The 23,049-nt window shown below is 65.8% G+C and carries 18 protein-coding genes; 10 read left to right on the top strand and 8 right to left on the bottom strand.

Annotation, left to right across the window (positions count from 1 at the left end; translation table 11 throughout):
- Positions 1–37 precede the first annotated feature (37 nt).
- The gene (gene ahpF, locus AZSI13_RS01085; protein WP_109039334.1) at positions 38–1,600 is read left to right on the top strand and encodes an alkyl hydroperoxide reductase subunit F; all 1,563 of its coding nucleotides are present in this window, start codon (positions 38–40) and stop codon (positions 1,598–1,600) included.
- Positions 1,601–1,811: 211 nt separating this feature from the next.
- On the opposite strand, the gene AZSI13_RS01080 is transcribed toward ahpF, so the two are convergent.
- From AZSI13_RS01080 to AZSI13_RS01060, 5 genes are all read right to left on the bottom strand, one after another.
- Complete coding sequence (locus tag AZSI13_RS01080) at positions 1,812–3,104, bottom strand: diguanylate cyclase (protein WP_109039333.1); 1,293 nt, start codon at positions 3,102–3,104, stop codon at positions 1,812–1,814.
- Positions 3,101–3,859: an ABC transporter substrate-binding protein gene (locus AZSI13_RS01075; RefSeq protein WP_109039332.1), complete on the bottom strand. Its 759-nt coding sequence runs from the start codon at positions 3,857–3,859 to the stop codon at positions 3,101–3,103. Before AZSI13_RS01075 ends, AZSI13_RS01080 begins: the two co-directional genes overlap by 4 nt.
- Positions 3,860–4,319: 460 nt before the next feature.
- Positions 4,320–5,516, bottom strand: a complete 1,197-nt coding sequence (locus AZSI13_RS01070; RefSeq protein WP_109039331.1) for an amino acid aminotransferase — start codon at positions 5,514–5,516, stop codon at positions 4,320–4,322.
- A gap of 171 nt (positions 5,517–5,687) precedes the next feature.
- Positions 5,688–8,234, bottom strand: a complete 2,547-nt coding sequence (locus tag AZSI13_RS01065) for a transporter substrate-binding domain-containing protein (protein ID WP_109039330.1) — start codon at positions 8,232–8,234, stop codon at positions 5,688–5,690.
- A gap of 131 nt (positions 8,235–8,365) precedes the next feature.
- On the bottom strand, positions 8,366–9,082 hold the full coding sequence (locus tag AZSI13_RS01060; protein WP_109039329.1) for a DUF554 domain-containing protein: 717 nt from the start codon (positions 9,080–9,082) through the stop codon (positions 8,366–8,368).
- Between the two features lie 125 nt (positions 9,083–9,207).
- Between AZSI13_RS01060 and AZSI13_RS01055 the strand changes: the two genes are divergently transcribed.
- The 3 genes from AZSI13_RS01055 to AZSI13_RS01045 are packed head-to-tail and all read left to right on the top strand — an operon-like array spanning position 9,208 to position 11,700.
- Positions 9,208–10,086: a LysR family transcriptional regulator gene (locus tag AZSI13_RS01055; protein WP_235609586.1), complete on the top strand. Its 879-nt coding sequence runs from the start codon at positions 9,208–9,210 to the stop codon at positions 10,084–10,086.
- Positions 10,087–10,132: 46 nt separating this feature from the next.
- Entirely contained in the window at positions 10,133–11,218 is a 1,086-nt protein-coding gene (locus tag AZSI13_RS01050; protein WP_109039328.1) for an RNA methyltransferase, read from the top strand.
- Positions 11,215–11,700, top strand: a complete 486-nt coding sequence (locus AZSI13_RS01045; protein WP_109039327.1) for a hypothetical protein — start codon at positions 11,215–11,217, stop codon at positions 11,698–11,700. Before AZSI13_RS01050 ends, AZSI13_RS01045 begins: the two co-directional genes overlap by 4 nt.
- Positions 11,701–11,770: 70 nt before the next feature.
- Here the strand turns inward: AZSI13_RS01045 and AZSI13_RS01040 are convergent, their stop codons facing one another.
- Positions 11,771–12,745, bottom strand: coding sequence for a ParB/RepB/Spo0J family partition protein (locus AZSI13_RS01040; RefSeq protein ID WP_109039326.1), 975 nt, complete (start codon positions 12,743–12,745; stop codon positions 11,771–11,773).
- Positions 12,746–13,338: 593 nt separating this feature from the next.
- On the opposite strand from AZSI13_RS01040, the gene ilvB reads away from it, so the two are divergent.
- Together ilvB and ilvN are read left to right on the top strand one after the other, a co-directional pair.
- A complete protein-coding gene (gene ilvB / locus AZSI13_RS01035) occupies positions 13,339–15,057 on the top strand; it encodes an acetolactate synthase large subunit (protein ID WP_109039325.1) in 1,719 nt (572 codons plus the stop codon).
- A gap of 1 nt (position 15,058) precedes the next feature.
- Positions 15,059–15,376: an acetolactate synthase small subunit gene (ilvN, locus tag AZSI13_RS01030; RefSeq protein ID WP_109039324.1), complete on the top strand. Its 318-nt coding sequence runs from the start codon at positions 15,059–15,061 to the stop codon at positions 15,374–15,376.
- An 82-nt stretch (positions 15,377–15,458) separates the two neighbouring features.
- On the opposite strand, the gene AZSI13_RS01025 is transcribed toward ilvN, so the two are convergent.
- Positions 15,459–16,628, bottom strand: coding sequence for a mandelate racemase/muconate lactonizing enzyme family protein (locus AZSI13_RS01025; protein ID WP_109039323.1), 1,170 nt, complete (start codon positions 16,626–16,628; stop codon positions 15,459–15,461).
- A gap of 137 nt (positions 16,629–16,765) precedes the next feature.
- On the opposite strand from AZSI13_RS01025, the gene AZSI13_RS01020 reads away from it, so the two are divergent.
- Positions 16,766–17,653, top strand: coding sequence for a LysR family transcriptional regulator (locus AZSI13_RS01020; protein WP_109039322.1), 888 nt, complete (start codon positions 16,766–16,768; stop codon positions 17,651–17,653).
- A gap of 47 nt (positions 17,654–17,700) precedes the next feature.
- Here AZSI13_RS01020 and AZSI13_RS01015 read toward each other — a convergent pair whose 3' ends face one another.
- Entirely contained in the window at positions 17,701–18,639 is a 939-nt protein-coding gene (locus AZSI13_RS01015) for a LysR family transcriptional regulator (RefSeq protein ID WP_165833259.1), read from the bottom strand.
- Between the two features lie 106 nt (positions 18,640–18,745).
- Between AZSI13_RS01015 and AZSI13_RS01010 the strand changes: the two genes are divergently transcribed.
- From AZSI13_RS01010 to AZSI13_RS01000, 3 genes are read left to right on the top strand one after another with little or no spacing between them, the layout of a single operon-like run.
- Positions 18,746–20,284, top strand: coding sequence for an efflux transporter outer membrane subunit (locus tag AZSI13_RS01010; RefSeq protein ID WP_109039320.1), 1,539 nt, complete (start codon positions 18,746–18,748; stop codon positions 20,282–20,284).
- A complete protein-coding gene (locus AZSI13_RS01005; RefSeq protein WP_109039319.1) occupies positions 20,281–21,453 on the top strand; it encodes an HlyD family efflux transporter periplasmic adaptor subunit in 1,173 nt (390 codons plus the stop codon). The genes AZSI13_RS01010 and AZSI13_RS01005 overlap by 4 nt, the downstream gene beginning before the upstream one ends.
- The gene (locus AZSI13_RS01000; protein WP_109039318.1) at positions 21,450–23,042 is read left to right on the top strand and encodes a DHA2 family efflux MFS transporter permease subunit; all 1,593 of its coding nucleotides are present in this window, start codon (positions 21,450–21,452) and stop codon (positions 23,040–23,042) included. The genes AZSI13_RS01005 and AZSI13_RS01000 overlap by 4 nt, the downstream gene beginning before the upstream one ends.
- Positions 23,043–23,049 lie beyond the last annotated feature (7 nt).

The raw sequence follows: 23,049 nt of genomic DNA, 5'->3' as shown, positions 1-23,049 counted from the left end.
CCTTCCCACTGCAATCCAGATTCTTAGGGAGAACACCATGCTCGACACCGATATCAAGACCCAGCTCAAGGCTTACCTTGAAAAACTCGTCCAGCCCATCGAACTGGTGGCCTCCCTGGATGATTCCGCCACCGCCCAGGAAATGCGCGGTCTGCTGCTCGACATCGCCGAACTCTCCCCCAAGGTCACCCTGCGGGAAGACGGCAATGCCAGCCGCCGCCCCTCCTTCGGTATCGCTCAGGCCGGGCAGCCGCCGCGCATCCACTTCGCCGGCATCCCCATGGGCCACGAATTCACTTCCCTGGTGCTGGCCCTGCTGCAGAGCGGCGGCCACCCGCCCAAGGTGGAGGCTGACGTTATCGCCCAGATCAAGGGCCTGGAAGGCAAGTTCAGCTTCGAAACCTACATCTCCCTCACCTGCCACAACTGCCCGGACGTGGTGCAGGCCCTCAACACCATGGCCGTGCTCAACCCCAATGTGGAAGCGGTGATGATCGACGGCGGTGTTTTCCAGCAGGAAGTGGAAGACCGCCAGATCATGGGCGTGCCCTCGATCTACCTCAACGGCCAGGTCTTCGGCTCCGGCCGCATGGAACTGGGCGAAATCCTGGCCAAGGTGGATACGGGCGCTGCCGCCCGGGATGCGGCCAAGCTTTCCGACAAGGAAGTGTTCGACGTGCTGGTGGTGGGGGGCGGCCCGGCCGGCGCTGCCGCCGCCATCTACGCGGCCCGCAAGGGCATCCGCACCGGCGTGGTGGCCGAGCGTTTCGGCGGCCAGGTGCTGGACACCCTGGGCATCGAGAACTTCATTTCCGTGAAGGAAACCGAAGGCCCCAAGCTGGCCATGGCCCTGGAACAGCATGTCCGCGACTACGAAGTGGACATCATGAACCTGCAGCGCGCCACGGCCCTGAAGCCCGCCGCCAACGGCCAGCCCGCCGAAGTGACCCTGGCCAACGGTGCGGTGCTGAAGAGCAAGACCGTGATTCTCTCCACCGGCGCCCGCTGGCGTGAAATGAACGTGCCCGGCGAAGCCGAATACCGCACCAAGGGCGTGGCCTACTGCCCCCACTGCGACGGCCCCCTGTTCAAGGGCAAGCGCGTTGCCGTGATCGGCGGCGGCAACTCCGGCGTCGAGGCCGCCATCGACCTGGCCGGCATTGTCGCCCACGTCACCCTGCTGGAATTCGGCAAGGAAATGCGGGCCGACGCCGTGCTGCAGAAGAAGCTGCGCAGCCTGCCCAACGTCACCGTCATTACCGAAGCCCAGACCACGGCAGTGACCGGCGACGGCCAGAAGGTGAACGGCCTCCAGTACAAGGACCGGGTCAGCGGCGAGGAAAAGACCGTCGCACTGGAAGGCATCTTCGTGCAGATCGGCCTGCTGCCCAACACCGATTGGCTCAAGGGCGCCGTCGAACTCTCCGACCGGGGCGAGATCGTCATCAACGCCAAGGGCGAGACTTCCGCCGAAGGCGTCTTCGCTGCCGGCGACTGCACCACCGTGCCCTACAAGCAGATCATCATCGCCATGGGCGAGGGTGCCAAGGCCAGTCTCTCGGCCTTCGACCACCTGATCCGCACCTCGGCCCCGGCCTGAGTGGGGCCCGCCGCAGCGTCGGCGGGCGGTGCGGGATGAAACGGTTTTGAAAATGTAGTGGCCTGGAGAGGTAAGCGGGATGCGGCATTTGCCCGCATTGCCGCTGAAAATGAATAGGGGCGCGGTACCTGGAAGAGGTCCGCGCCCCTATTGCGTTTGCGGGGTGTTTTTAGTCGTGTGACCGGAAGACTGGGGTAGGCGCCTGGGCAGCCTACTGGCGCTCCACCACCATCAGTGATTCGGCAACCACGCGATCACGGCCGGTTTCCTTGGCCTGGTAGAGGGCAGCATCGGCCCGCTTGAGCATGGGTTCGTATGTGCTTTCCCCCGGCGCAAGAAGGGCTGCGCCAATGCTGATGCTGTAGTGGATCTGGCCGCAGCCGGTATCCACCGATTGGTCGCGGACCCGCTGCCGAATGCGCAGGGCGACCTCGATGGCGCCCTCCAGCCCGGTATTGGGCAAGAGCAGGGCAAATTCCTCTCCACCCAGTCTGGCCAACAGATCGGTGGCCCGGGAGGGGTCGGCAACGAGGGTGGAAAAATTGCGCAGCACCAGATCCCCGGCGGCGTGTCCCCAGGTGTCGTTGATGTGCTTGAAATGGTCCAAGTCCATCATCAGCACGGACAAAGGGGTCCCATCCCGTCGTGCGCGCTGGATTTCCAGGTGGGCCTGTTCCATGAATTGGCGGCGATTGGCCACCCCGGTCAGGGGGTCGGTGCGTACCAGCTGTTCCAGCCGTTGATTCGCTTGCTGCAGGTCGCAGGTGCGTTCGGCCACCTGCTGCTCCAGCCCCTTGTTGATCTCCCTCAGGGCGGCATAGTGGGCGATACGCTCCTCCTCAAGCCGCTTCAACATGCGGTTGAAGGCGTCTTCCAGCTGGGTCAGTTCATTGCTCTGGGTTTGTTGCAGGTCGAGACGCCACTTCTTCCCCAAGGAGTCGAGATCAATCGCGGTGACGGCTTCCGTGAGCTGCCGCAGGGGGGCGCCGAGGTGACGACGGAAGGCCCAGAGAAACAGCATGGTCAGGGCCGTACTTTTGATCAGGGCGCTGATCATGATCATCTGGAAACCGATCCGAAGGCGCTCGAAAACGACGTTGCCGGATGTTTGAAAACTGACATCCGCCAAGAAAACATCCTCACCCGAAAAGTGGTGATACAGCTTGAAGGTGTGGGTGACCTGCCCACCGATGGCCTGTTCCGTGGTGTCGTTGATCAGCGTGTGTCCGCCGGCATCCACCAGGCGCATACCGGAAATGTTGGGCAGGTCCACGATGCCTCGGTGCAAGGCTTCCAGTTGCTCGGAATTGAGCTCCCAGAGGGCGGTGGTCAATGCCGGGGCAAAGGTGCTTTCCACACTGGCCAGTTCATCGGCGATGGCCTTGCGGGTGGACATATATTCGATGCCCATCTGGGTCAGCGTCACCAGCAGCGTAATGGCGAAATAAATCGACAGCACTGACTTGAGCAGCTGCCAGGAGAGCGAATGCGGGTCGATTTTCATTGCTTGATGACGAAGTATTCTTCGATGTACTTGCGATAGATGGCCGCGTAACGGCCATCGCGGCGCATGGCGGCCAGTTCGCGGTTGAATGTGTCGCGAATCCGAGCATCGATGAATGCCGTTTTGTAGGGCGTCGGTGGAAACAAGGGAAAGGCATCATATTCGGCACTGCGCGGCGCCTTACCCTCGGCGATGAGCTTTTCGCGGTAGAAGCGAAAGATGCTTTCGTCAATCACGGCAACATCAATCCGGCCGAGCAGCAGCATCAGTACCTGGGTTTCCTGGTTGGCCATTTCCTTATAGTTCGGGTTGGCCGCAACGACCCGTGCAAAGTCTGTGCCCAGGTATTTCTGGGCGTTCTGGAAGCCCACCACCGTTTTGTCCCGGAGATCCTCAAGCTTGAGCAACTTGTGCTGACGCGCCTTCAAGGTGAAGGCGCGGTTGTGATACTGCATGAAATTGTCGGAGTAGTTGGCTTCCAGCCCGGAGCTCTCGCGGATGATGGCGGTGCCATCCACGCGCTTTTCGGCAAACAGCTCAAAGCCGCGCCCAATGGGGGCGTAGACCGGCACCACGACATGGCCGCTGGCCTTCAGGGCTTCACGCACGATGTCTACCACGATGCCGTCACCCTTCTCAAACACATAGGGGGGCGTGTATTGAGAAAAGATGATCTTTAACTCGCGGGCCTGGACCTGGCTCCAGGAGAGGGCGGAGACAAGCAGGAAAAATACGCAAAAAAGTCGGCGATTCATGCGTATTTCCCCCTTGTATGGAATTTTAGATATTACTTAAGTATACCTACGGCAAGGCGAACGGATAAATAACTACGTCATGATTTCGAGCAGTGTTGTACCCAGCCGGCCGTGCTCGGCAGGGCCCTGGTTCTGCTCGGCTCTCACGTTGATAACCGGCTGGATTGGGGGCGCTTCAGCAGTTGGGAGCGGCACTGGCCTCTCCTCGGCATCTCTTCTTCCTAAAACTGGGCGGCTGGGATTGCGCAGGCCAGGCAAGGGTGAGGGAAATGGTCTTGATACCCCCATGTAACGTCGGCCAAGCGCCTGACCAGGGTCAGGGGGCTGCCATGCCCTTAGGGGGTAAATAGCCTTCTCGGGCGCCATCAGGCTAGGCCCAAAGAAGACAGCCCTTCTGGCATGTGCTTGCCGGAAGGGCCGTCTTCTTTCCTTCTCCCGGCAGGCCGCCGGGAAATTTTGTTTAGCCCTGCAGCACCGCCGCCATGGCCTCGGCCACGTAATTCACGTTGCCGGTGTTGAGGCCGGCCACGCACATGCGGCCGGAGCGCACCAGGTACACGCCGAATTCCAGCCGCAGGCGATCCACCTGCTCGGGGGAGAGGCCGGTGTAGCTGAACATGCCGCGCTGCTTGAGGAAGTAGGAGAAGTCCTTGCCCGGCACCCGGGCAGTCAGCACATCAAACAGCTTCTGACGCATGGCCTGGATGCGTACCCGCATTTCATCCACTTCCTTGACCCATTGGGCGTGCAGGGAGGCATCGTTCATCACCTTGGTGGTGACCTTCTCGCCGTGGATGGGGGGGCTGGAGTAGTTGCGGCGCACGGTGAATTTCAGCTGGCCGAGGACCCGGCCGGCTTCCTCGGCGTCCTTGCAGACCACGGAGAGGCCGCCGACCCGCTCGCCGTAGAAGGAGAGGTTCTTGGAGAAGGAGTTGCTGACCAGGAAGGGCAGCTTGGCGTCAGCCAGGGCGCGGATGGCGTAGGCGTCTGCTTCCAGGCCGTCGCCGAAGCCCTGGTAGGCGATGTCGAGGAAGGGAATGAGGTTGCGCTCGGCGACGATGGCGATGACCTGCTGCCATTGCTCCCGGGAGAGGTCCACGCCGGTGGGGTTGTGGCAGCAGGGGTGCAGCAGGACGATGCTCTGCTCGGGCAGGCCCTTGAGACAGGCGACCATACCGGCGAAGTCCACGCCGCCGGTCTGGGCGTCGTAGTAGGGGTAGTCATGCACGGCCAGGCCGGCACCTTCGAAGATGGAGCGATGGTTGTCCCAGGTGGGGTTGCTGACCCAGGCTTCGCTCTTGGGGAAGTAGCGCTTGAGCAGGTCGGCGCCCACCTTGAGGGCGCCGGAGCCACCCAGGGTCTGGATGGTGGCGATACGGCCGGCCTTGAGGGCCTCGCTGTCGGCACCGAAGAGCAGCTTCTGCACCACGGCCCGGTAGTCGGCGGCGCCTTCCATGGGCAGGTAGGAGCGGGGGCCGGATTCGGCGGCGATGGCAGCCTCGGCGGCCTTCACGGATGCCAGCAGGGGAATGTTGCCGGCCTCGTCGTAATAGAGGCCGATGCCCAGGTTCACCTTCTTCGGGTTGCTGTCCTTGTGGAAGGTTTCCACCAGGGTGAGGATGGGGTCGCCAGCGTAGGCATCGACGTGTTCGAACATGGGCGGTTTCCGTAGGTGCGTGGGGCGGCGCATCGGGCCGGCCCCGGGTGAAAAAAGGCTATTGTAGCTGCCCTCGCCGCCGCCGGAGGGCGTGGTGCTCCGGGCAGCGAGGTAGGGGCAAGGTGGGCGCGGCGCAGCAAGCGCCTTGGCGGGGGTTGCGGGGGGTGGGAATCAGGCGTCGGCCGATGGCCGCGACGGGCGGGGCAGCCAGCGCAGCAGGATGGCGTAGAGCATGTCCGGGTCCACCGGCTTGGGCACGAAGTCGTTCATGCCCGCCGCCAGGCAGCGTTCCCGGTCTTCGCCGAAGGCGTTGGCGGTCATGGAAATGATCGGCAGGGTGGCTCCCCCGGGCAGTTCGCGAATGCGCCGGGTGGCTTCCAGGCCGTCCATGTGGGGCATCTGCATGTCCATGAGGATCAGGGCGTAGGGCGTGCCCGTCGGGTGGGCCATGCGTTCCACCGCCACCCGGCCGTTCTCGGCGATATCCACTTCCAGCCCGGCGAATTCCAGCAGTTCCCGGGCCACGTCCTGGTTGATCTCGTCGTCTTCCACCAGGAGGATGCGCTGGCCCCGGTGATGGTGCAGCAACGCTTCCTCCGCCGAGCCGCTGGCCGGCTGCTGGTCGGCCAGGGCACAGGCCGCGGCTCCTTTCTTCAGGCGGGCGGTAAACCAGAAGGTACTACCGATGCCGGGCTGGCTTTCCACCCCCGCATCGCCGCCCATGATCTGGGCCAGGCGCTTGGTGATGACCAGGCCCAGGCCGGTGCCGCCATAGCGGCGGCTGGTGGTGTCGTCGGCCTGCTGGAAGGGGGCGAAGAGCCGGGCCTGGGCCTCGGCAGCGATGCCGATGCCGGTATCTTCCACTTCGAAGCGCAGGAAAACGTCGTCTTCGTTGTCCTCCAGGCAGCGGATGCGCAGGGTGACGCTGCCCTGTTCGGTGAATTTCACCGCGTTGCCGGCGTAGTTGAGCAGGGCCTGGGTGAGGCGGGTTGGGTCCCCCAGCAGGGTCTTGGGCAGGGGGGCGATGTCCGACTTGAGGAAAATGCCCTTTTTCCGGGCGGCCTCGGCCAGCATGGAGAAAATATGGCTGATGATGCGGCCCAGCTCCGTTGGTTGCTCTTCCAGCACCAGGCGCTCCGCTTCGATCTTCGATAGATCCAGGATGTCGTTGATGATGGCCAGGAGGTGGGCGGCGGAGGTGTCGATCTTCTCCAGGCGGTCCCGCTGCTGGGGCGTCAATTCACTCTTCTTGAGAATGTGGGTGAGACCCATGATGGCATTCATGGGGGTGCGAATTTCATGGCTCATGTTGGCCAGGAAGGCGCTTTTGGCCACATTCGCAGTATTCGCCGCATCCCGTGCCTGGGCTAGTTCAGCGGTGCGTTCGGCCACCAGTTCTTCCAGGTGGTGGCTGTAGTTGCTGACCTGGGCCTCGAGGCGCTTGTGCTCGGTGATGTCCCGGGCCAGACCCAGTACGCCTTCCAGATGGCCTTCTCCATCCAGGATGGGGGTCTTGATGGTTTCCAGCAGCCGCTCCTCACGGTCCGCGGCATGCATCACCCATTCCTCGTTAACCTGGGAGGTGCCGGCGGTCATGGCGGCCCGATCCTTGTCGCGGAAGAAGTCGGCCAGTTCCCTGGGGACCAGATCGTAGTCGGTCTTGCCGATGATCTCCTGTTCGCCGAAGCCCATCATGCGTTCGAAAGCCGGGTTGCTGGCGAGGTAAACGCCGTTGGCATCCTTCATCCACAGGGGGTCGGGAATGCCTTTGAGCAGGGCGTGGAGGTGGCTGCGCTCCCGCTCCAGCTCGCGGGTGCGCCGCTTTACCAGCCCTTGCAGCAACCGTACCCAGAGAGTCAGGCCGATGCCGGCGACGAGCAGTACCAGGAGACCGATGCCGAGGTACTCGATATAGCCTTGCAGGCCGCCGCCGGGAACCGCTTCTCCCATCCATTTCTCTTCCAGGCGGGCCTTTTCCGCCGGGGTGATGAGGGCCATGCCCTTTTCCACTTCGGCCAGGGTGGTTTCCTCCCCCTTCCGGGTTGCCCGGTGGAACTGGCCTTGATAGAGGTCGAAGGCCTTGCGGAAGAACTGCTGCAGATCCTGGCGGTAGAGGTAGAAATTGGCCGGGTATTCATCGAGGCAGAAAATCTTGATTTCCTCGGCCATGGCGGCGTCGATGATGGCCTGGTAGTTGCGGTACTGACGAAGGTTTTCGATGCCCTGCCGCTGCAACTCCTCGATACAGGCATCACCGGCCTGGACGCCGATGAGGAAGCCCTTCAGGTTGTCGGTGCCGCTGATGCCGCCAATGGAGCGGTGGTGGTAAATGCCCACCGGCAGGGTGGCGTAGGGCGAGGAAAACGCGTAGAGGCTCTCCCGGCCCGGGGTACGGTAGATCATGTCGATCACGTCCGCCTGGCCCTCTGCCATGAGGCGCTGGGCATTGGCCCAGTCTGTCGGCACCAGTTCCACCTTACGGCCGGTTTTCTGCTCCCAGAGCTGCCACAAATCCACCAGATAGCCCTGGGGGTAGCCTTCCGCATCGCGGAAAAGATAGGGTGGGTAGTTGTCGTCGCTGGTCACCCGCAGGGGTGGCGTTGCCGCCTGGGCTGCCAAGCTACATGCCAGCAGGGTGAGAATCGCCAGGCGGGCGGCCAGCCGTGGCCAGGTACGGCGGAGGGCGAAAAAGCGGGAGAGGAATGGGGGCATGGGCATGGTGGACTCGGCCCCGCCGGAACGGTTCCGGCGATGGGGGAACGTCTATATGCCCACTGTAATCCCGAATGGCATCAGGTAACACCCCGACTTGCGGGGAGCGTGCAAAGGCTTGGTGCAACGGCCGGGTGTCAGAGAGGAAGGCGCGCCCAGAGCGCCGCGCAGGGCATCACCAGAACCAGGGAGGGCAGCATGTTCACGATGGGAAAGAACTTGATGCCGCAGATCCTCAGGCCCGTGGCCAGCATGATGACGCCGCCTACGGCGGAAAAGTCGGCCAGCAGCTCCGGCGTGGTGAGGGGCATGAGCAGGCTGGCACCAAAGAAGAGGGCGCTCTGGATGGCCAGCTGGGGAATGAAGGCCAGGGCTACAGCAAAGCCCAGGTCGGCGGCGAAGATGAGGGCGGTGAACAGGTCGAGGATGGATTTGGCCACCAGGATGTTGGCCTCCCCGGTCATGCCCTCGTGGGTGGCACCGAAAATGCCCATGCCGCTGGCGCAGAAGAGCACCAGCAGGGTGACGAACTTGGCAACGAAGCCCTCCACCCGGGGATTGCCCTTTTCCGCCGGCCAGGTGACTTCCACCTGGTGCTGGGCCCAGCCGATGGCCTTTTCCAGGCCCCGTTCCAGGTACAGCAGTTCGCCGATGAAGGCGCCGGCCAAGAGGGCCAGGGCCACAGCGGGAATGGTGTGCACCTTCTGCATCAGCACGGTGCCGATGGCGGCGGAAATGATGCCGCAGGTGAGGGGCAGGGCTTCCCGCACGCGGCGGGGCAGGCGCCGGCCGAGCAGGGCGCCGGCCAGGCCGCCGCCGATCAGGGCCGCGCTATTGACCAGGGGTCCAAGCATTGGGGTCTCCGTGGGTTGGGAGTAATTAATATTCTTTTGATATTTTATTTGCTGTGAAAATCGAAGAAAAATACTGTTTTCAGAAAGTTTCATATCGCTATTGATATGGATTGCCGGGGGAATTCATGGACCTGAAGCGCATGCACTATTTCTGCACCATTGCCGAGCAGGGGCAGATCAGCCGTGCCGCCCGCTTGTTGCACATGGCTCAGCCGCCCCTCAGTCAGCGCCTCAAGGAATTGGAAGAAGAATTGGGGGCAGCCCTGTTTCACCGCCGGGGCCGCAGCCTGGAGCTGACTGAGGCGGGTCAGCTTTTCTACCGTCGCGCCCGGGATATCCTGCGGGCCGTGGAAGTCTCCCGGGAGGAGGTTGTGCGCCTTTCCTCCCAGGCTGCGCCGGCCTTCCGCATCGGCCTGTCACCCACCTGCCGCGCGCCCTGGCTGGCCCGCTTCGATGCCCTGCAGGCCCTCTTCCCGGAGCGGCAGCTGGGGCTGGTGGTGGGGGATTCCAGCTATCTGGAGCGCCTGCTCGATGCGGGCCAGTTGGACGTGGCCTTCATGCAGCCGCCCCTGCTCCCGGAAAATTTCACGATCCACCGCCTGCTCACCAGTCCCACCGTGGCGGTGGCGCCCCGGGGGCTGCTGCCGGATGATTGCACGGCCCTCACCCTGGACGAACTGGCTCGCCACGCCCTGCTGCTGTTGCGCCGCTCCGTCGGTGTCGGCAGCTATGAACGCCTCTTGCACCTCTTTCAGGAGGCCAGCCTGACGCCCCACGTGGCTCTTTACAGTTCCGATGCCAGCCTGCTCTGGGAACTGCTGGATCAGGGCTTTGCCGGCCTGGCCATCCTCCCCGCTTCCGAATCCGGCCATGGCGGCAATAACTATCAAGTGCTGCCCATCGACCTGCCCTTGCCGGAATACCATCTCTCCCTGGTCTGCCGGCCCGGGGGGCTGGCGCCGCCGCTCCTGGCGTCCCTCCTGGCCCTCTGGGCCGCGTCCTGAGCGGGGGGAGGCAGGCCGCCTCAACCCGGTGTAGCATTCGCCTCCCATGCGAATCGAAGACCTCCGCCAACGCCTGCAAGGCCTGGGTGCCAAAACCTGCCACGAAGAGCGGGTGTTGCGCGCCTGGCTGCAGGCCCGCCCCCTGGATGCGGGCGGCAAAATGCAGCCCGCCGAACACTACCTGCCCCTGAAAATCCGCGAGGCCCTGCCGGCCCTCACGGCAGAGCTTGAAGGGCTGGCGCGCCTCCATTCCGAGCACCCCGGGGAGGATGGCTCGGCCCGCCTGCTGGTGGCCCTGGCCGACGGCCAGACGGTGGAAAGCGTGCTGCTGCCCCGGGACGGCCTCTGCGTTTCCACCCAGGTGGGCTGCGCCGTGGGCTGCGTCTTCTGCATGACGGGGCAGGCAGGTCTGCTGCGCCAGCTGGGCAGCGCCGAGATCGTCGCCCAGGTGGTGCTGGCCCGGCGCCAGCGCAAGGTGAAGCGGGTGGTTTTCATGGGCATGGGGGAACCCTCCCACAACATGGACAACGTGCTGGAAGCCATCGAAACCCTGGCCCTGTATGGCGGCATCGGCCACAAGAACCTGGTCTTTTCCACGGTTGGCGACCGGCGGGTGTTCGAGCGCCTGCCCCAGGCCAAGGTGCAGCCGGCCCTGGCTCTTTCCCTGCACACCACGGATGCGGCCCTGCGGGCCCGCCTGCTGCCCCGGGCCCAAGCCCTGGACCCTGCCGAACTGGTGGAACTGGGGGAGGCCTACGCTCGGGCCACCGGCCACCCCATCCAGTACCAATGGACTCTGATCCGGGGCGTGAACGACAGCCAGGCGGAAATGGATGGCATTGTCCGTCTGCTCACTGGCAAATACGCCCTCATGAACCTGATTCCCTACAACAGTGCGGGGGACTCGGGATTTACGCGGCCCGACTGGGAAGAAGCCCGGGCGCTGGCCCGACAGCTGCACCAGCGCCACATCCTGACCAAGCTGCGTAACTCGGCGGGCCAGGACATCGACGGCGGCTGCGGCCAGTTGCGGGCTCGCAACCTGGAACAGCCGGCGCAGGCTGCCGTGCGGCCCGTACGCCTGCACGGGCGGGGGGAGCGCAATCACGGCGATGAAAGGAGTGAGCCATGAAACGGTTTGGTTTGCAGTGGGCCGTCGGCCTTTGCCTGGGCCTGGCCCTGATGGCCCCTCCTGCCTGGAGTGCGCCGGTAGATCCGGCGACTGAGGTGGAAGTGGTGGCCGCCGAGTTCGGCCTCTTCGAGGAGCGCAAGGGCGATCTGGTCTTCACCCCCGCCGAGGTGGTGCCCCATGTACTGGGCCAGCGTTACGGTTGGGTCATTGAAGTGAAGACAAAGAAGCGTTCCCTCAATGTCACCGAGGAATACGTGGTGCCCCATCCCAATCAGGGCTCGCCCACGGAGCTGGAGGTGGCGCGCAATCTCGGGCTCTCCAACGACAAGCGCATTCCCGTCAGCCAGCGCATCCTGCGGCCCCAGGACGACCACATCTACGCCGAATGGTCTGTCGGACCCAACGAACCGGTGGGCCACCGCCGCTTGCAGGTTTTGATCGACGACCGGGTGGCTGCGCGTTTCGAGTTTGACGTCAAATAGGCGACGCCAATTAAGAGCGCCCGGTGAAGAGCGCCCGGTGCTGCTGCCCGGGCTGCCTTGGTCTGCGCCTTCAGAAAGGCGGGTTGCCTTCACCCTTGAGGGCCAGGAATTCGTCGATCAGGCGTTCCAGCACTTCCTCTTCATCCTCCGGCGCCAAGCCGAGAATTTCCGCCACCAGACGCACCTTGCCAGGATTGACCCGGGGCCGGGCCGGTGCAGCGGGGCCTGAAGACGTCATGGCAGCAAGCGGTGCTGCGGGCGGGGCTGCCGGGGCCTCTTCCCAGGGGGGCAGGTCGCTTCCCGGGGTTGGGCTGGTAAGGCTGGCAGGTGCAGGCGCCGCTACGGGACTGGGGGCGGGTGTATCGGCTTCTGCTTCTTCCTTTTTCTTCTTGCCGCGACGCACGCCGGCTTCCACCAGCACGGTTTCCACGACCTGCTTGGGTACCTTCTCCCCTTCGGGCAACTGGGCGATCTGCCCCAGCAGGGTTTCGGCCCGGGCCTCGTCCTTGCGGGCCAGCTTGTCGAGTTGCAGGGCGGTGCTGGTGCTGGTGATCTTGCCCGTTTCCAGCAGGGCACTGACCTGGGGCGTGAGTCGGGCGGCAGCGGTGGCCTGGGCCAGCCAGTTGGCGCTGCGGCCAAACAGGGTGGCGGCTTCTTCCGGGGTCGGATAGGCGTCGGTGACGGCTTGCAGGGCATTGGCCATGTCCAGGGGGTCCAGGGCGGCACGCACGCCCAGCCCCAGGTTTTCAAAGACCTGAACTTCCTTCGCCTCAGCGTCGGAACAGTTGCGGATCAGGGCTGGTACCCGGGCTTCCCCCGCCAGCTGGGCGGCCCGCCAGCGGCGCTGGCCGACGATGAGCGTGTGGCGGCCGTCCGGGCCGGCGGGCTGCACCACCAGGGGGTGGATCATGCCCTTCTGGCGGATGGCATTGACCAGGCCTTGCAGGGCCGTGTCGTCCAGATGCTGGCGCACGTGCCGGGAATCGACAGTGATGCGGTCGATCTCCAGCCACTGGAATTCGATAGGGGTGTCTTTGAAGGCCATGGGGGCGCCGCCGGGAAAGAAAAACGGTGGGAGCGAAGGCTCGGGGGCGCGCATGTTCTCCGTTTTTTTTATCCATTTCAAGGCTTGACGCGGGGCTGAAAAAGCGCACAAAACGGGGAGGAGAGGGGATATGACAGCCTTGCCCGAAAAATGAGCGGAGTAAGGCGCTTCCTGTGCTGGAGCGGGTTTCGCGGAGGCATCCCCAGGACGCCCACAGACTTATCCACAGAAAATGTGAATTTCCTGTTGCACCTCATGAAACAAATTCTGCATAATCATTCGATCAATTTTTTACCCTCTTCGTCCCTCGTCGCGATTTCCACCATGCAACGCTCCGCCTGCCTCGACCGTTCTGCCGCTCTGTCCCTCCGGGCAGGCGTGGGCGCGTCCATTATTGGCGGCGGTGTGGTCGTACGCGCTGTAGTAAGCGTAGTAGTAGGCCACGTGCGCGCCGCAGGGGTGGACGAAATCCGGTAAAGAAACCAACCGAATTCCCAACGAAACCCCCGCCGGCGCGACAGCCCGGCGGGGGTTTCGTTTTCTGGGACTCCCCGCCGGACCGAAAAGCCGGATCACCCAGGAGAAACCCAGCCATGCACAGTACCGCCCCCCAACTTTCCCCCGCCGAGGAAAGCGCTTCAGCGCCGGAAACCCTCACCGGTGCCCAGATCGTCGTCCGCCTGCTGGAGCGCCAGGGCATCACCACCCTCTCCGGCATCCCGGGGGGCGCCATCCTGCCGTTCTATGATGCCCTCTCGGCATCAACGAAAATCCGCCACGTGCTGGCCCGCCATGAGCAGGGCGCCGGCTTCCTGGCCCAGGGCATGGCCCGGGCCACCGGCCAGCCCGCCGTCTGCCTTGCCTCTTCCGGCCCCGGTGCCACCAACCTGCTCACCGCCATTGCCGACGCCAAGCTGGATTCCATCCCCCTGGTGGCTATCACCGGCCAGGTGCCCCGCAGCATGATCGGCACCGATGCCTTCCAGGAGGTGGATACCTACGGCCTCACCATCCCCATCACCAAACACAACTTCCTGGTGAACTCCGCCGAGGAACTGCTGGAGGTGATTCCCCGGGCCTTCACCCTGGCTGCCTCCGGCCGTCCCGGCCCGGTGCTGGTGGATATTCCCAAGGACGTGCAGGCCCAGGCCATCGAGGTCAGCCAGTGGCCCGCCCCCGGCGGTCGCCAGGACCTGCCGGCGCCGGATATGGCCGCCATCGAGAAGGCCGCCGCCATGATCAATGCCGCCGAGCGGCCCATCCTCTACCTGGGCGGCGGCGTGGTGCATTCCGGTGCCGCCGCTGCTGCCGTGGCCCTGGCCGAAAAAGCCTCCCTGCCCACCACCATGACTCTCATGGCCCTGGGTGCCATGCCGGTGGACCATCCCCTCTCCATCCACATGCTCGGGATGCACGGCCCCCGTTACACCAATCTGTTGCTGGAGGAGTGTGACTTGCTCATCGCAGTGGGCGCCCGTTTTGATGACCGGGCCACCGGCAAGGTGTCGGCCTTCTGCCCCAAGGCCCAGATCATCCACATCGACATCGACCCCTCCGAACTGGACAAGATCAAGAATGCCCACGTCGGCATCACCGGCGACGTGGCAGAGGTGCTGGAAAAGCTCTCGCCCCTGGTGGAACCCCACCTGCGCAAGCGTTGGCTCACCCACATGGGCGACCTGCGTTCCCGCTTCCCCCTGCAGCGGCCCAATCTGGAAGACCCGCGCAGCCACTACGGCCTGATCCAGGCGGTGGCCGATTGCCTGGACGACTCCGCCACCATCGCCACCGACGTGGGCCAGCACCAGATGTGGGTGGCCCAGGCCTACCCCCTGCGCCGACCGCGCCAGTGGCTGACCTCCGGCGGCCTGGGGACCATGGGCTTCGGCGTGCCCGCCGCCCTCGGCGCCGCCCTGGCCGAGCCGGAGCGCACGGTGGTCTGTTTCACCGGCGACGGCAGCATCCTCATGAACATCCAGGAAATGGCGGCCATCCGTGAGACCGGCGCCAACCTCAAGATCGTGTTGATGAACAACGACGCCCTGGGCTTGGTGTATCAGCAGCAGGAGCTGTTCTACGGCAAGCGCTACTTCGCCTCCAAGTTCTCCGGCCAGCCGGATTTCCTCAAGATCGCCGAAGGCTTCGGCCTCGATACCCTCAACCTGGATACGGTGGACGACCCCCGGGCCGCCCTGCGGGAGGCTTTCGCCCGGCCCGGCCCCTGCCTCATCCATGCCTTCATCGACATGAACGAGAAGGTCTACCCCATGGTGCCCCCCGGCGCCGCCAACACCGACATGATTGGAGGCTGAGATGAACGCCGTCAGCAAGAACGAAAACGCCGCCCTGGCCCATCCCCAACGCACCGTGCTGGAGCTGGAGGTGAATAACCACGCCGGGGTCATGTCCCACGTGGTGGGCCTGTTCTCCCGCCGTGCCTACAACGTCGAAGGCATCCTCTGCCTGCCCGTGGGGGACGGCCGCTATAGCCGCATTTGGCTGCTGGTGCTGGAGGACCGGCGCCTGGAGCAGATGATCAAGCAGGTGGAAAAGCTGGAGGACGTGCGTAGCGTGCGCCGCCATGGGGCGGACCATGCGGTGTTCGAGCGGCTGGAGGAGTTTTTCCGCTGATCCCTTGCATGGGGGATTGATCGCAGACGGCACAAGGCCGGCGGGGAAAACCCGCCGGCCTTTTTCATGGCAGCCAGGCGGATCAGGCTTCGCCCAGGGCCTTCATCTCGGCGTAGAGGTCGGCCTTGCCTTCGAAGCCGATGCCCGGCAGTTCCGGCAGGGTGACGATGCTGTCCTTCACCTGCACGCCGTCGGGGAAACCGCCGAAGGGCTGGAACAGGTCCGGGTAGGATTCGTTGCCGCCCAGCCCCAGGCCCGCGGCGATGGCCAGGGACATCTGGTGGCCGCCGTGGGGAATGCAGCGGGAGGGGCTCCAGCCGTGTTCCTTGAGCATCTCCAGGGTACGCAGGTATTCCACCAGGCCGTAGGAGAGGGCGCAGTCGAACTGCAGCCAGTCCCGGTCGGCGCGCATGCCGCCGTAGCGGATCAGGTTGCGGGCGTCCTGCATGGAAAAGAGGTTCTCGCCGGTGGCCATGGAGCCGTCGTAATGGTTGGCCAGCTCGGCCTGGAGGGCGTAATCCAGGGGGTCGCCGGCTTCCTCGTACCAGAACAGGTCGTACTGGGAGAGGGCCTTGGCGTAGTCGATGGCGGTGGGCAGGTCGAAGCGGCCGTTGGCATCCACCGCCAGCTTGCAGCCGGCGGGCAGGATGGAGAGCACGGCTTCGATGCGCTTCAAGTCATCGGCCAGGGTGCCGCCGCCGATCTTCTTCTTCACCACCTTGTAGCCCCGGTCCAGATAGCCCTGCATTTCGTTCTTCAGGGCTTGCAGGTCCTGGCCCGGCCAGTAGTAGCCGCCGGCGGCGTAGACGAAGACCTCCCGCTTGGGCGTGCCGTTGCCGTAGCGTTCGGCCAGCAGCTGGTAGAGGGGCTTGCCTTCGATCTTGGCCACGGCATCCCAGATGGCCATGTCCACCGTGCCCACGGCGACGGAGCGTTCGCCGTGGCCGCCGGGCTTTTCATTGTTCATCATGCAGGCCCACACCTTGTGGGGGTCCAGGTTGTTGCCGGATTCATCGAGCAGGGAATCGGGGGCGGCTTCGAGAAGGCGGGGACGGAAGCGTTCCCGGATCAGGCTGCCCTGGCCGTAGCGGCCGTTGGAATTGAAGCCGTAGCCCACCACCGGCTTGCCATCGCGGATGACGTCGGTGACCACCGCCACCAGGGACAGGGTCATTTTGGAAAAGTCGATGTAAGCGTTGCGGATGGGGGAGGAGATGGGCCGGGTCACTTCCCGGATATCGACGATGCGCATAGGGCTTTCCTTCTCGGAGCAGTTGGCAGGGGCCGGCGGGGCGGCGAACGAGACGAAGGTTAGTCCCTCTTCTGTGGTTTATAGTTAAGCCATATTCACAACATTGATGAATAAAAGTTATCAATGAGAGGCTCCCCATGAACACCGCTTCCGAACTGGAATTTTTCGTCCTCCTGGCCCGCCAGGGCAGCCTGGCCGCCGCCGCCCGAGAACTCCACCTCACCGCCCCGGCCCTGAGCAAGCGCCTGGCCCTGCTGGAAGCCCGCCTCGGCGTGCGACTGGTGCAGCGCACCACCCGGCGCATGAGCCTGACGGCGGAAGGGGAGGTGTTCCTGGCCCGGGCCCGGACCATCCTGGAAGACATCCGGGAGCTGGAGAACGAGGTGGCCGGTAGCAAGGCGGCGCCCCGGGGGCGGCTGCGCATCAATGCCACCCTGGGCTTTGGGCGCAGCCACATCGCGCCCCTGGTGAGCGAATTCGTGCGCCTTTACCCGGCGGTGGAAGTGCAGCTGCAACTCACCGACCGGCCCCTCAATCTGGCGGAGCAGGGCTTCGACCTGGGCTTGCGCTTCGGCGAGCCGCCGGACGCCCGCCTGGCGGCGCGCAAGATCATGTCCAACCGCCGCTTCGTCTGCGCCTCGCCCCACTATCTGGAGGCCCACGGCGAGCCCCAAGCGCCGGAGGAACTGGCCCGTCACGCCTGCATCATCCACCGCCAGAACGACGAGGATTACCACCTGTGGCGCTTCGCCAAGGGCAAGGAGAGCGTGGCGGTGAAGGTGCGGGGCGGGCTGTCGAGCAACGACGGCGACGTGGTGCAGCAGTGGGCCCTGGAAGGCCAGGGCCTGGTGGTGCGCTCCGAGTGGGATGCGGCCAAGTACCTGGAGAGCGGCCGCCTGCGGGCGGTGCTGGCCGACTGGTCCCTGCCGCCGGCGGACCTCTACGCCATCTACCCGCCCCGCCTCAATCTCTCGGCCCGGCTGCGGGCCTTCCTGGATTTTCTGGTGGAGCGCTTCAATCCCTGATTGAAGACCGCACTCAACCCGACTGCGGCCTGCTTTGAAGTCCGGGCTCAATCCTTGAGGCAGGGGCGCGGGGCGGTGAGTTGCAGGCCAGGCAGGTGCTCCAGCTTTTCCCCCATGAAGTCGATGAAGGCCCGCACCTTGGGCGAGAGGCCCCGGCGGCTGGGGTACACGGCGCTGATTTCCGTCGGCGGCCCCTCCCACTCGGGGAATATGCGCACCAGGTTGCCGTCCTCCAGCTCCCGGCGCACCAGCATGGCGGGCAGGATGGCGATGCCCAGGCCGGCCACCGCCGCATAGCGGATCACCCCCGGGTCGTTGGCCACCAGATGGGGGCTGAGATAGACCTCCCGTTCCTCATTGCCGTTCTGCAAGGGCCAGTAGTAGCGGCCATGGCGGGAAAAGCGGGAGAGGGTCAGGGTCGGGTGGCCGGGGATTTCCTCCGGGCCGGCAGGCGTGCCGTGGGCTTCCAGATAGCCGGGGCTGGCGTAGAGGTAGAGGCGGCTGCGGCCCAGCTGGCGGCTGGCGTAGGAGGAATCGGTCTGGGGGCCGATGCGCACCGCCAGGTCGAAGCCTTCGGCCAGCAGGTCCACCGTGTCGTTGCGCAGTTCCAGTTGCAGGTTGATCTCCGGGTACTGGGCCAGGAATTCCGGCACCAGGGGCACCAGGGCCCCCATACCGAAGGAGAAGGAGGCGGAGACCCGCAGGGCACCCCGGGGCGCTTCCCGCATGCGGCCCACGGCGTTGTCCGCCTCCTCCAGGTCCTGCACGATGCGGCTGCAGTACTCGTGGTAGGTGGCGCCGGCCTCGGTCAGGGCGACGCGGCGGGTGGTGCGCTGCAGGAGCCGGGTGCCCAGGCGTTCCTCCAGCTCCTGCACCTTGCGGCTCACCGTGGTCTTGGGCAGGTCCAGGGCCCGGGCGGCGCCGATGAAGCTGCCCTGTTCCACCACCTTGGCGAAGATCAGCAATTGGTTGAAATCGGTCTGCATGGTGGATTGTCCTCCCAGTGGAACAATGTTTCCCGAAATAGGTAGCTTATCCCGACGTACGGGGCGGCGTACAGTAGCCTTCCGTTCTTCCCGGTAGCTTTCCCCCATGGCTGCATCCCCCGTTTTTCCGGCGTCCCGGCCCCAGGCGCCGCGTTCCGCCCCGCTCCTGGTTTCCTTGGTTACACTCCCGCTCCTGCTGGCCCTGGCCGGCTGCGCCACTCCCGGCGATAGCGCCCCCCATGGCCATCTGGCCGAGGCCGCGCCCCTGGCCACCCGCCTCAGTCAGGGCGACGCCCCCTGGCCCCAGGAGCGCTGGTGGACGGCCCTGGGCGATGCCCAGCTGGACCGTCTCATCGACACCGCCCTGGCCGAGGCTCCCTCCCTGCAGGTGGCCGAAGCCCGCCTGCGTCAGGCCCAGGCCCAGGCCGATGCCTACGGCGCGAATCGCCAGCCCAGCGCCGAGATCGGCCTGGATGCGACGCGGCAGCGTTACACCGAGACCGGCGCCATTCCCCCGCCCCTGGCCGGCAGCACCCGCACTTCCGGGCGCCTGGCCGTGGATTTCGCCTACGACCTGGATTTCTGGAATCGCAACCGCAGCCTCTTCCAGTCCGCTCTCTCCCGGCAGCAGGCCGCCGCGGCGGAAGCCCAGGGCGCCCGCCTGATCCTCGCCGCCGCCCTGGCCCGGGCCTACGGTGATCTGGAGCGGCTCTCTGCCTTGCAGGACGTGGCCCGGGATCAACTGGCCCAGCGCCAGCGCCTGCTGGAACTGCAGCAACGGCTCCTCGCCGCCGGCCTGGTGGCCGAAAGCGACACGGCCCTGGCCGAGAGCCAGGCCGCCGCCGCCCGCCAGGAAGTGCAGGCTCTGGCCGAGCAACTGACCCTGCAAGGCCACACCCTGGCCGCTCTGGCCGGCCAGGGGCCGGACTTTGCCGCCAGCCTGCAGCGCCCGGCTTTGCAGCTGGGTTCCACCGCATTACCCAGCGTGCTGCCCGCCGACCTGCTGGGTCGGCGCCCCGATTTGGTGGCGGCCCGCTGGCGGGTCGAAGCCGCCCGGGGCGGCAGCACCGCTGCCAAGGCCGAGTTCTACCCCAATGTGAACCTGCTGGCCTTCATCGGCTATTCCAGCATCGGCCTTGGCAATCTGCTCAAGTCCGCCAGCGGCATCGCCGGCCTGGTGCCTGCCATCAGCCTGCCTTTGTTCGACGGCGGCCGCCGCCGCGCCAATCTGGAAGGGGCCCACGCCGACGAGGACCTGGCCCTGGCCCAGTACAACCAGACCCTGGTGGAAGCGGTGCGGGACGTGGCCGACCAGGCCGCCAGCCTCCAGTCCCTGGCCGGCCAGGCCCGGGAATCGAACCTGGCCCTGAGCCAGGCCGGGCGGGCCCGCAACCTGGCCCGCCAGCGCTTTGCCGCAGGCCTGGCCAGCGAAGGCGCCGCCCTGACGGCGGAGACGCCCTGGTTGGAACGGCGCCGGGCCGAAGCCGACCTGCGCCAACGCCAGCTGGCCGCCCGCATCGGCCTCATCAAGGCCCTGGGCGGCGGCTACGGCGCGGCCCTGCTGCCTGCTGCTGCCACTCAAAACACCAACGACAACACGCACGCCCAACCCCAACAGACCGCCCTGCGGAGCAACGAACAATGAGCGCACAGAACACCCCGACCGCCGCCCCCAACAACGGCCGGCGCAAGCAACTGCTGACCCGGCTGGCCGCCGCCTTCGCCGTGGCCGGCCTGGCCTACGGCGCCTGGTGGGCCTTGGTGGCCCGCCACCACGAACACACCGACAACGCCTACGTGGGCGGCAACCTGGTGCAGGTGACGCCCCAGACCAGCGGCACCGTGCTGGCCATCCAGGCCGACGACACCGACTTCGTCCAGGCCGGCCAGCCCCTGGTAAGCCTGGACCCGGCCGATGCCCGGGTGGCCCTGGAGCAGGCCGAGGCTGACTTGGCCCAGCAGGTGCGCCAGGCCCGCAACCTCTTCGCCGGCCGCAGCGCCGCCGCCGCCCAGGTGGCTCTGCGGGAAGCCGAACTGCGCCGCGCCGAGGACGACTTGAAGCGTCGCCAGGCGGTGGCCGACAGCGGCGCCGTGGCCAAGGAAGAGTTGGAACATGCGGCGGCCGCCACCCATACCGCCGCCGCCGCCCTGGCCACTGCCAAGGAACAGCTGGCCGCCAGCGACGCCCTCACCGAAGGCACCACGCCGGAACATCACCCCAGCGTCGAACGGGCCGCCGCCAGGGTTCGGGAAGCCCATCTGGCCATGACCCGGGCCATGCTGCCGGCGCCGGTCTCCGGCTACGTGGCCAAGCGCAGCGTGCAGGTGGGCCAGCGCATCCAGCCGGGCACGCCCCTGATGGCCATCGTCCCCCTGGACGGCCTGTGGGTGGAGGCCAACTTCAAGGAAAGCCAGCTGGCCCACATGCGCATCGGCCAGCCGGTGAAACTCCATGCCGACGTGTACGGCTCCAGCGTCGAATACCACGGCAAGGTGGCCGGCCTGGGGGCCGGCACCGGCGGCGTCTTCTCCCTGCTGCCGGCCCAGAACGCCACCGGTAACTGGATCAAGGTGGTGCAGCGGGTGCCGGTGCGCATCACCCTGGACCCCAAGGAACTGGCCGAGCATCCCCTGCGCCTGGGCCTTTCCATGCTGACCGAGGTGGATCTGAGCGATGAATCCGGCCCGGTACTGGGCACCGCGCCCCGCAGCGAGCCGGCCTACCAGACCCAGGCCTTCGGGGTCGAAGACAAGGCGGCAGAGCAGCGCATCGCCCGCATTATCGCCGCCAACCTGGGCAAGGGCCGCTCATGAGCCAGGCTGCCTCCGGGAGCGGGGCCAACACGGCAACCTCGCCGGCCAGCCCGCCGGCCCCGCCGCCGCCCCTCACCGGCACCTCCCTGGTGGTGGGCACGGTGGCCCTGTCCCTGGCCACCTTCATGAACGTGCTGGACACCACCATCGCCAATGTGTCGATCCCTGCCATTTCCGGCGACCTGGGGGTGTCCTCCTCCCAGGGCACCTGGGTCATCACTTCCTTCGCCGTGGCCAACGCCATTGCCGTGCCGCTGACCGGCTGGCTGACCCAGCGCTTCGGCCAGGTGAAGCTGTTCGTCACCTCGGTGCTGCTCTTCGTCCTGGCCTCGGTGTTGTGCGGCCTGGCCCCCAACCTGGAGCTGCTGATCGCCTTCCGCATCCTCCAGGGCGCCGTGGCCGGGCCCATGATTCCCCTTTCCCAGGCCCTGCTGCTCTCCTCCTACCCGGTGGCCAAGAGCGGCATGGCCCTGGCCATGTGGTCCATGACCACCATGGTGGCGCCGGTGGTGGGGCCCATCCTGGGGGGCTGGCTGTCGGACAACGTCTCCTGGCCGTGGATTTTCTACATCAACGTGCCCGTGGGCCTGTTCGCCGCCTGGATCACCTGGCAGGTCTATCACAAGCGTGAAAGCCCGACCCGCATCGTGCCCATCGACAAGCTGGGCCTGGCCCTGCTGGTGCTGTGGGTGGGGGCGCTACAGATCATGCTGGACAAGGGCAAGGAGCTGGACTGGTTCAATTCCGGCGAGATCGTCGCCCTGGGCCTTACCGCCCTGGTGGCCTTCGCCGTCTTCCTGGTGTGGGAACTGACGGAGGAGCATCCGGTGGTGGATCTTTCCCTCTTCACCCGGCGCAATTTCGTCACCGGCACCGCCACCCTGTCCCTGGCCTACGGCCTCTTCTTCGGCGGCCTGGTACTGATTCCCCTGTGGCTGCAGACCCAGATGGGCTACACCGCCACCCTGGCGGGCCTGACGGCGGCGCCGGTAGGCATCCTGGCCCTGCTGCTGTCGCCGGTGATTGGCAAGTCCCTGCCCAAGGTGGACCCGCGGCTCATCGCCAGCGCCAGCTTCATCATCCTGGCGGCGGTGTCCTTCCTGCGTTCGGGTTTCACCACCGGGGCCGATAACTTCACCGTGGTGCTGCCCCAGATCATCCTGGGGGCGGGCATGGCCAGCCTGTTCCTGCCCCTCACTTCGATCCTGCTTTCCGGCCTGCCGCCCCACAGCATTCCAGCGGCCTCGGGTCTCTCCAACTTCTGCCGCATCACCGCCGGGGCCTTCGGCACCTCCATTGCCAGCACGGTGTGGGAGGACCGTACCACCCTGCACCACGCCCAGCTGGTGGAACACCTGACCCCCTACGACACCGCGGCCCTGCAGGCCCGGGACGGGCTGGTGGCCGCCGGCCTGTCGCCGGAGCAGACCCTGGGCACCCTGGATCGTCTGGTCACCGGCCAGGCGGGGGTGCTGGCCCTGGACGAGTATTTCTGGATTTCCGGCTTCCTCTTCCTCAGCTTCCTCGCCGTGGTCTGGCTGGCCAAGCCCCAGAAGGGCGTGGCTGTGGGCCCGGGAGCCGACCACTGAGGCCGTC

Origin of the sequence: Azospira sp. I13 (assembly GCF_003112695.1) — a bacterium.
In the GTDB taxonomy this organism is placed as follows: domain Bacteria; phylum Pseudomonadota; class Gammaproteobacteria; order Burkholderiales; family Rhodocyclaceae; genus Azospira.
Note: the sequence above shows the minus strand (reverse complement) of the source record. Positions and strands in the feature narration are given on the sequence as shown.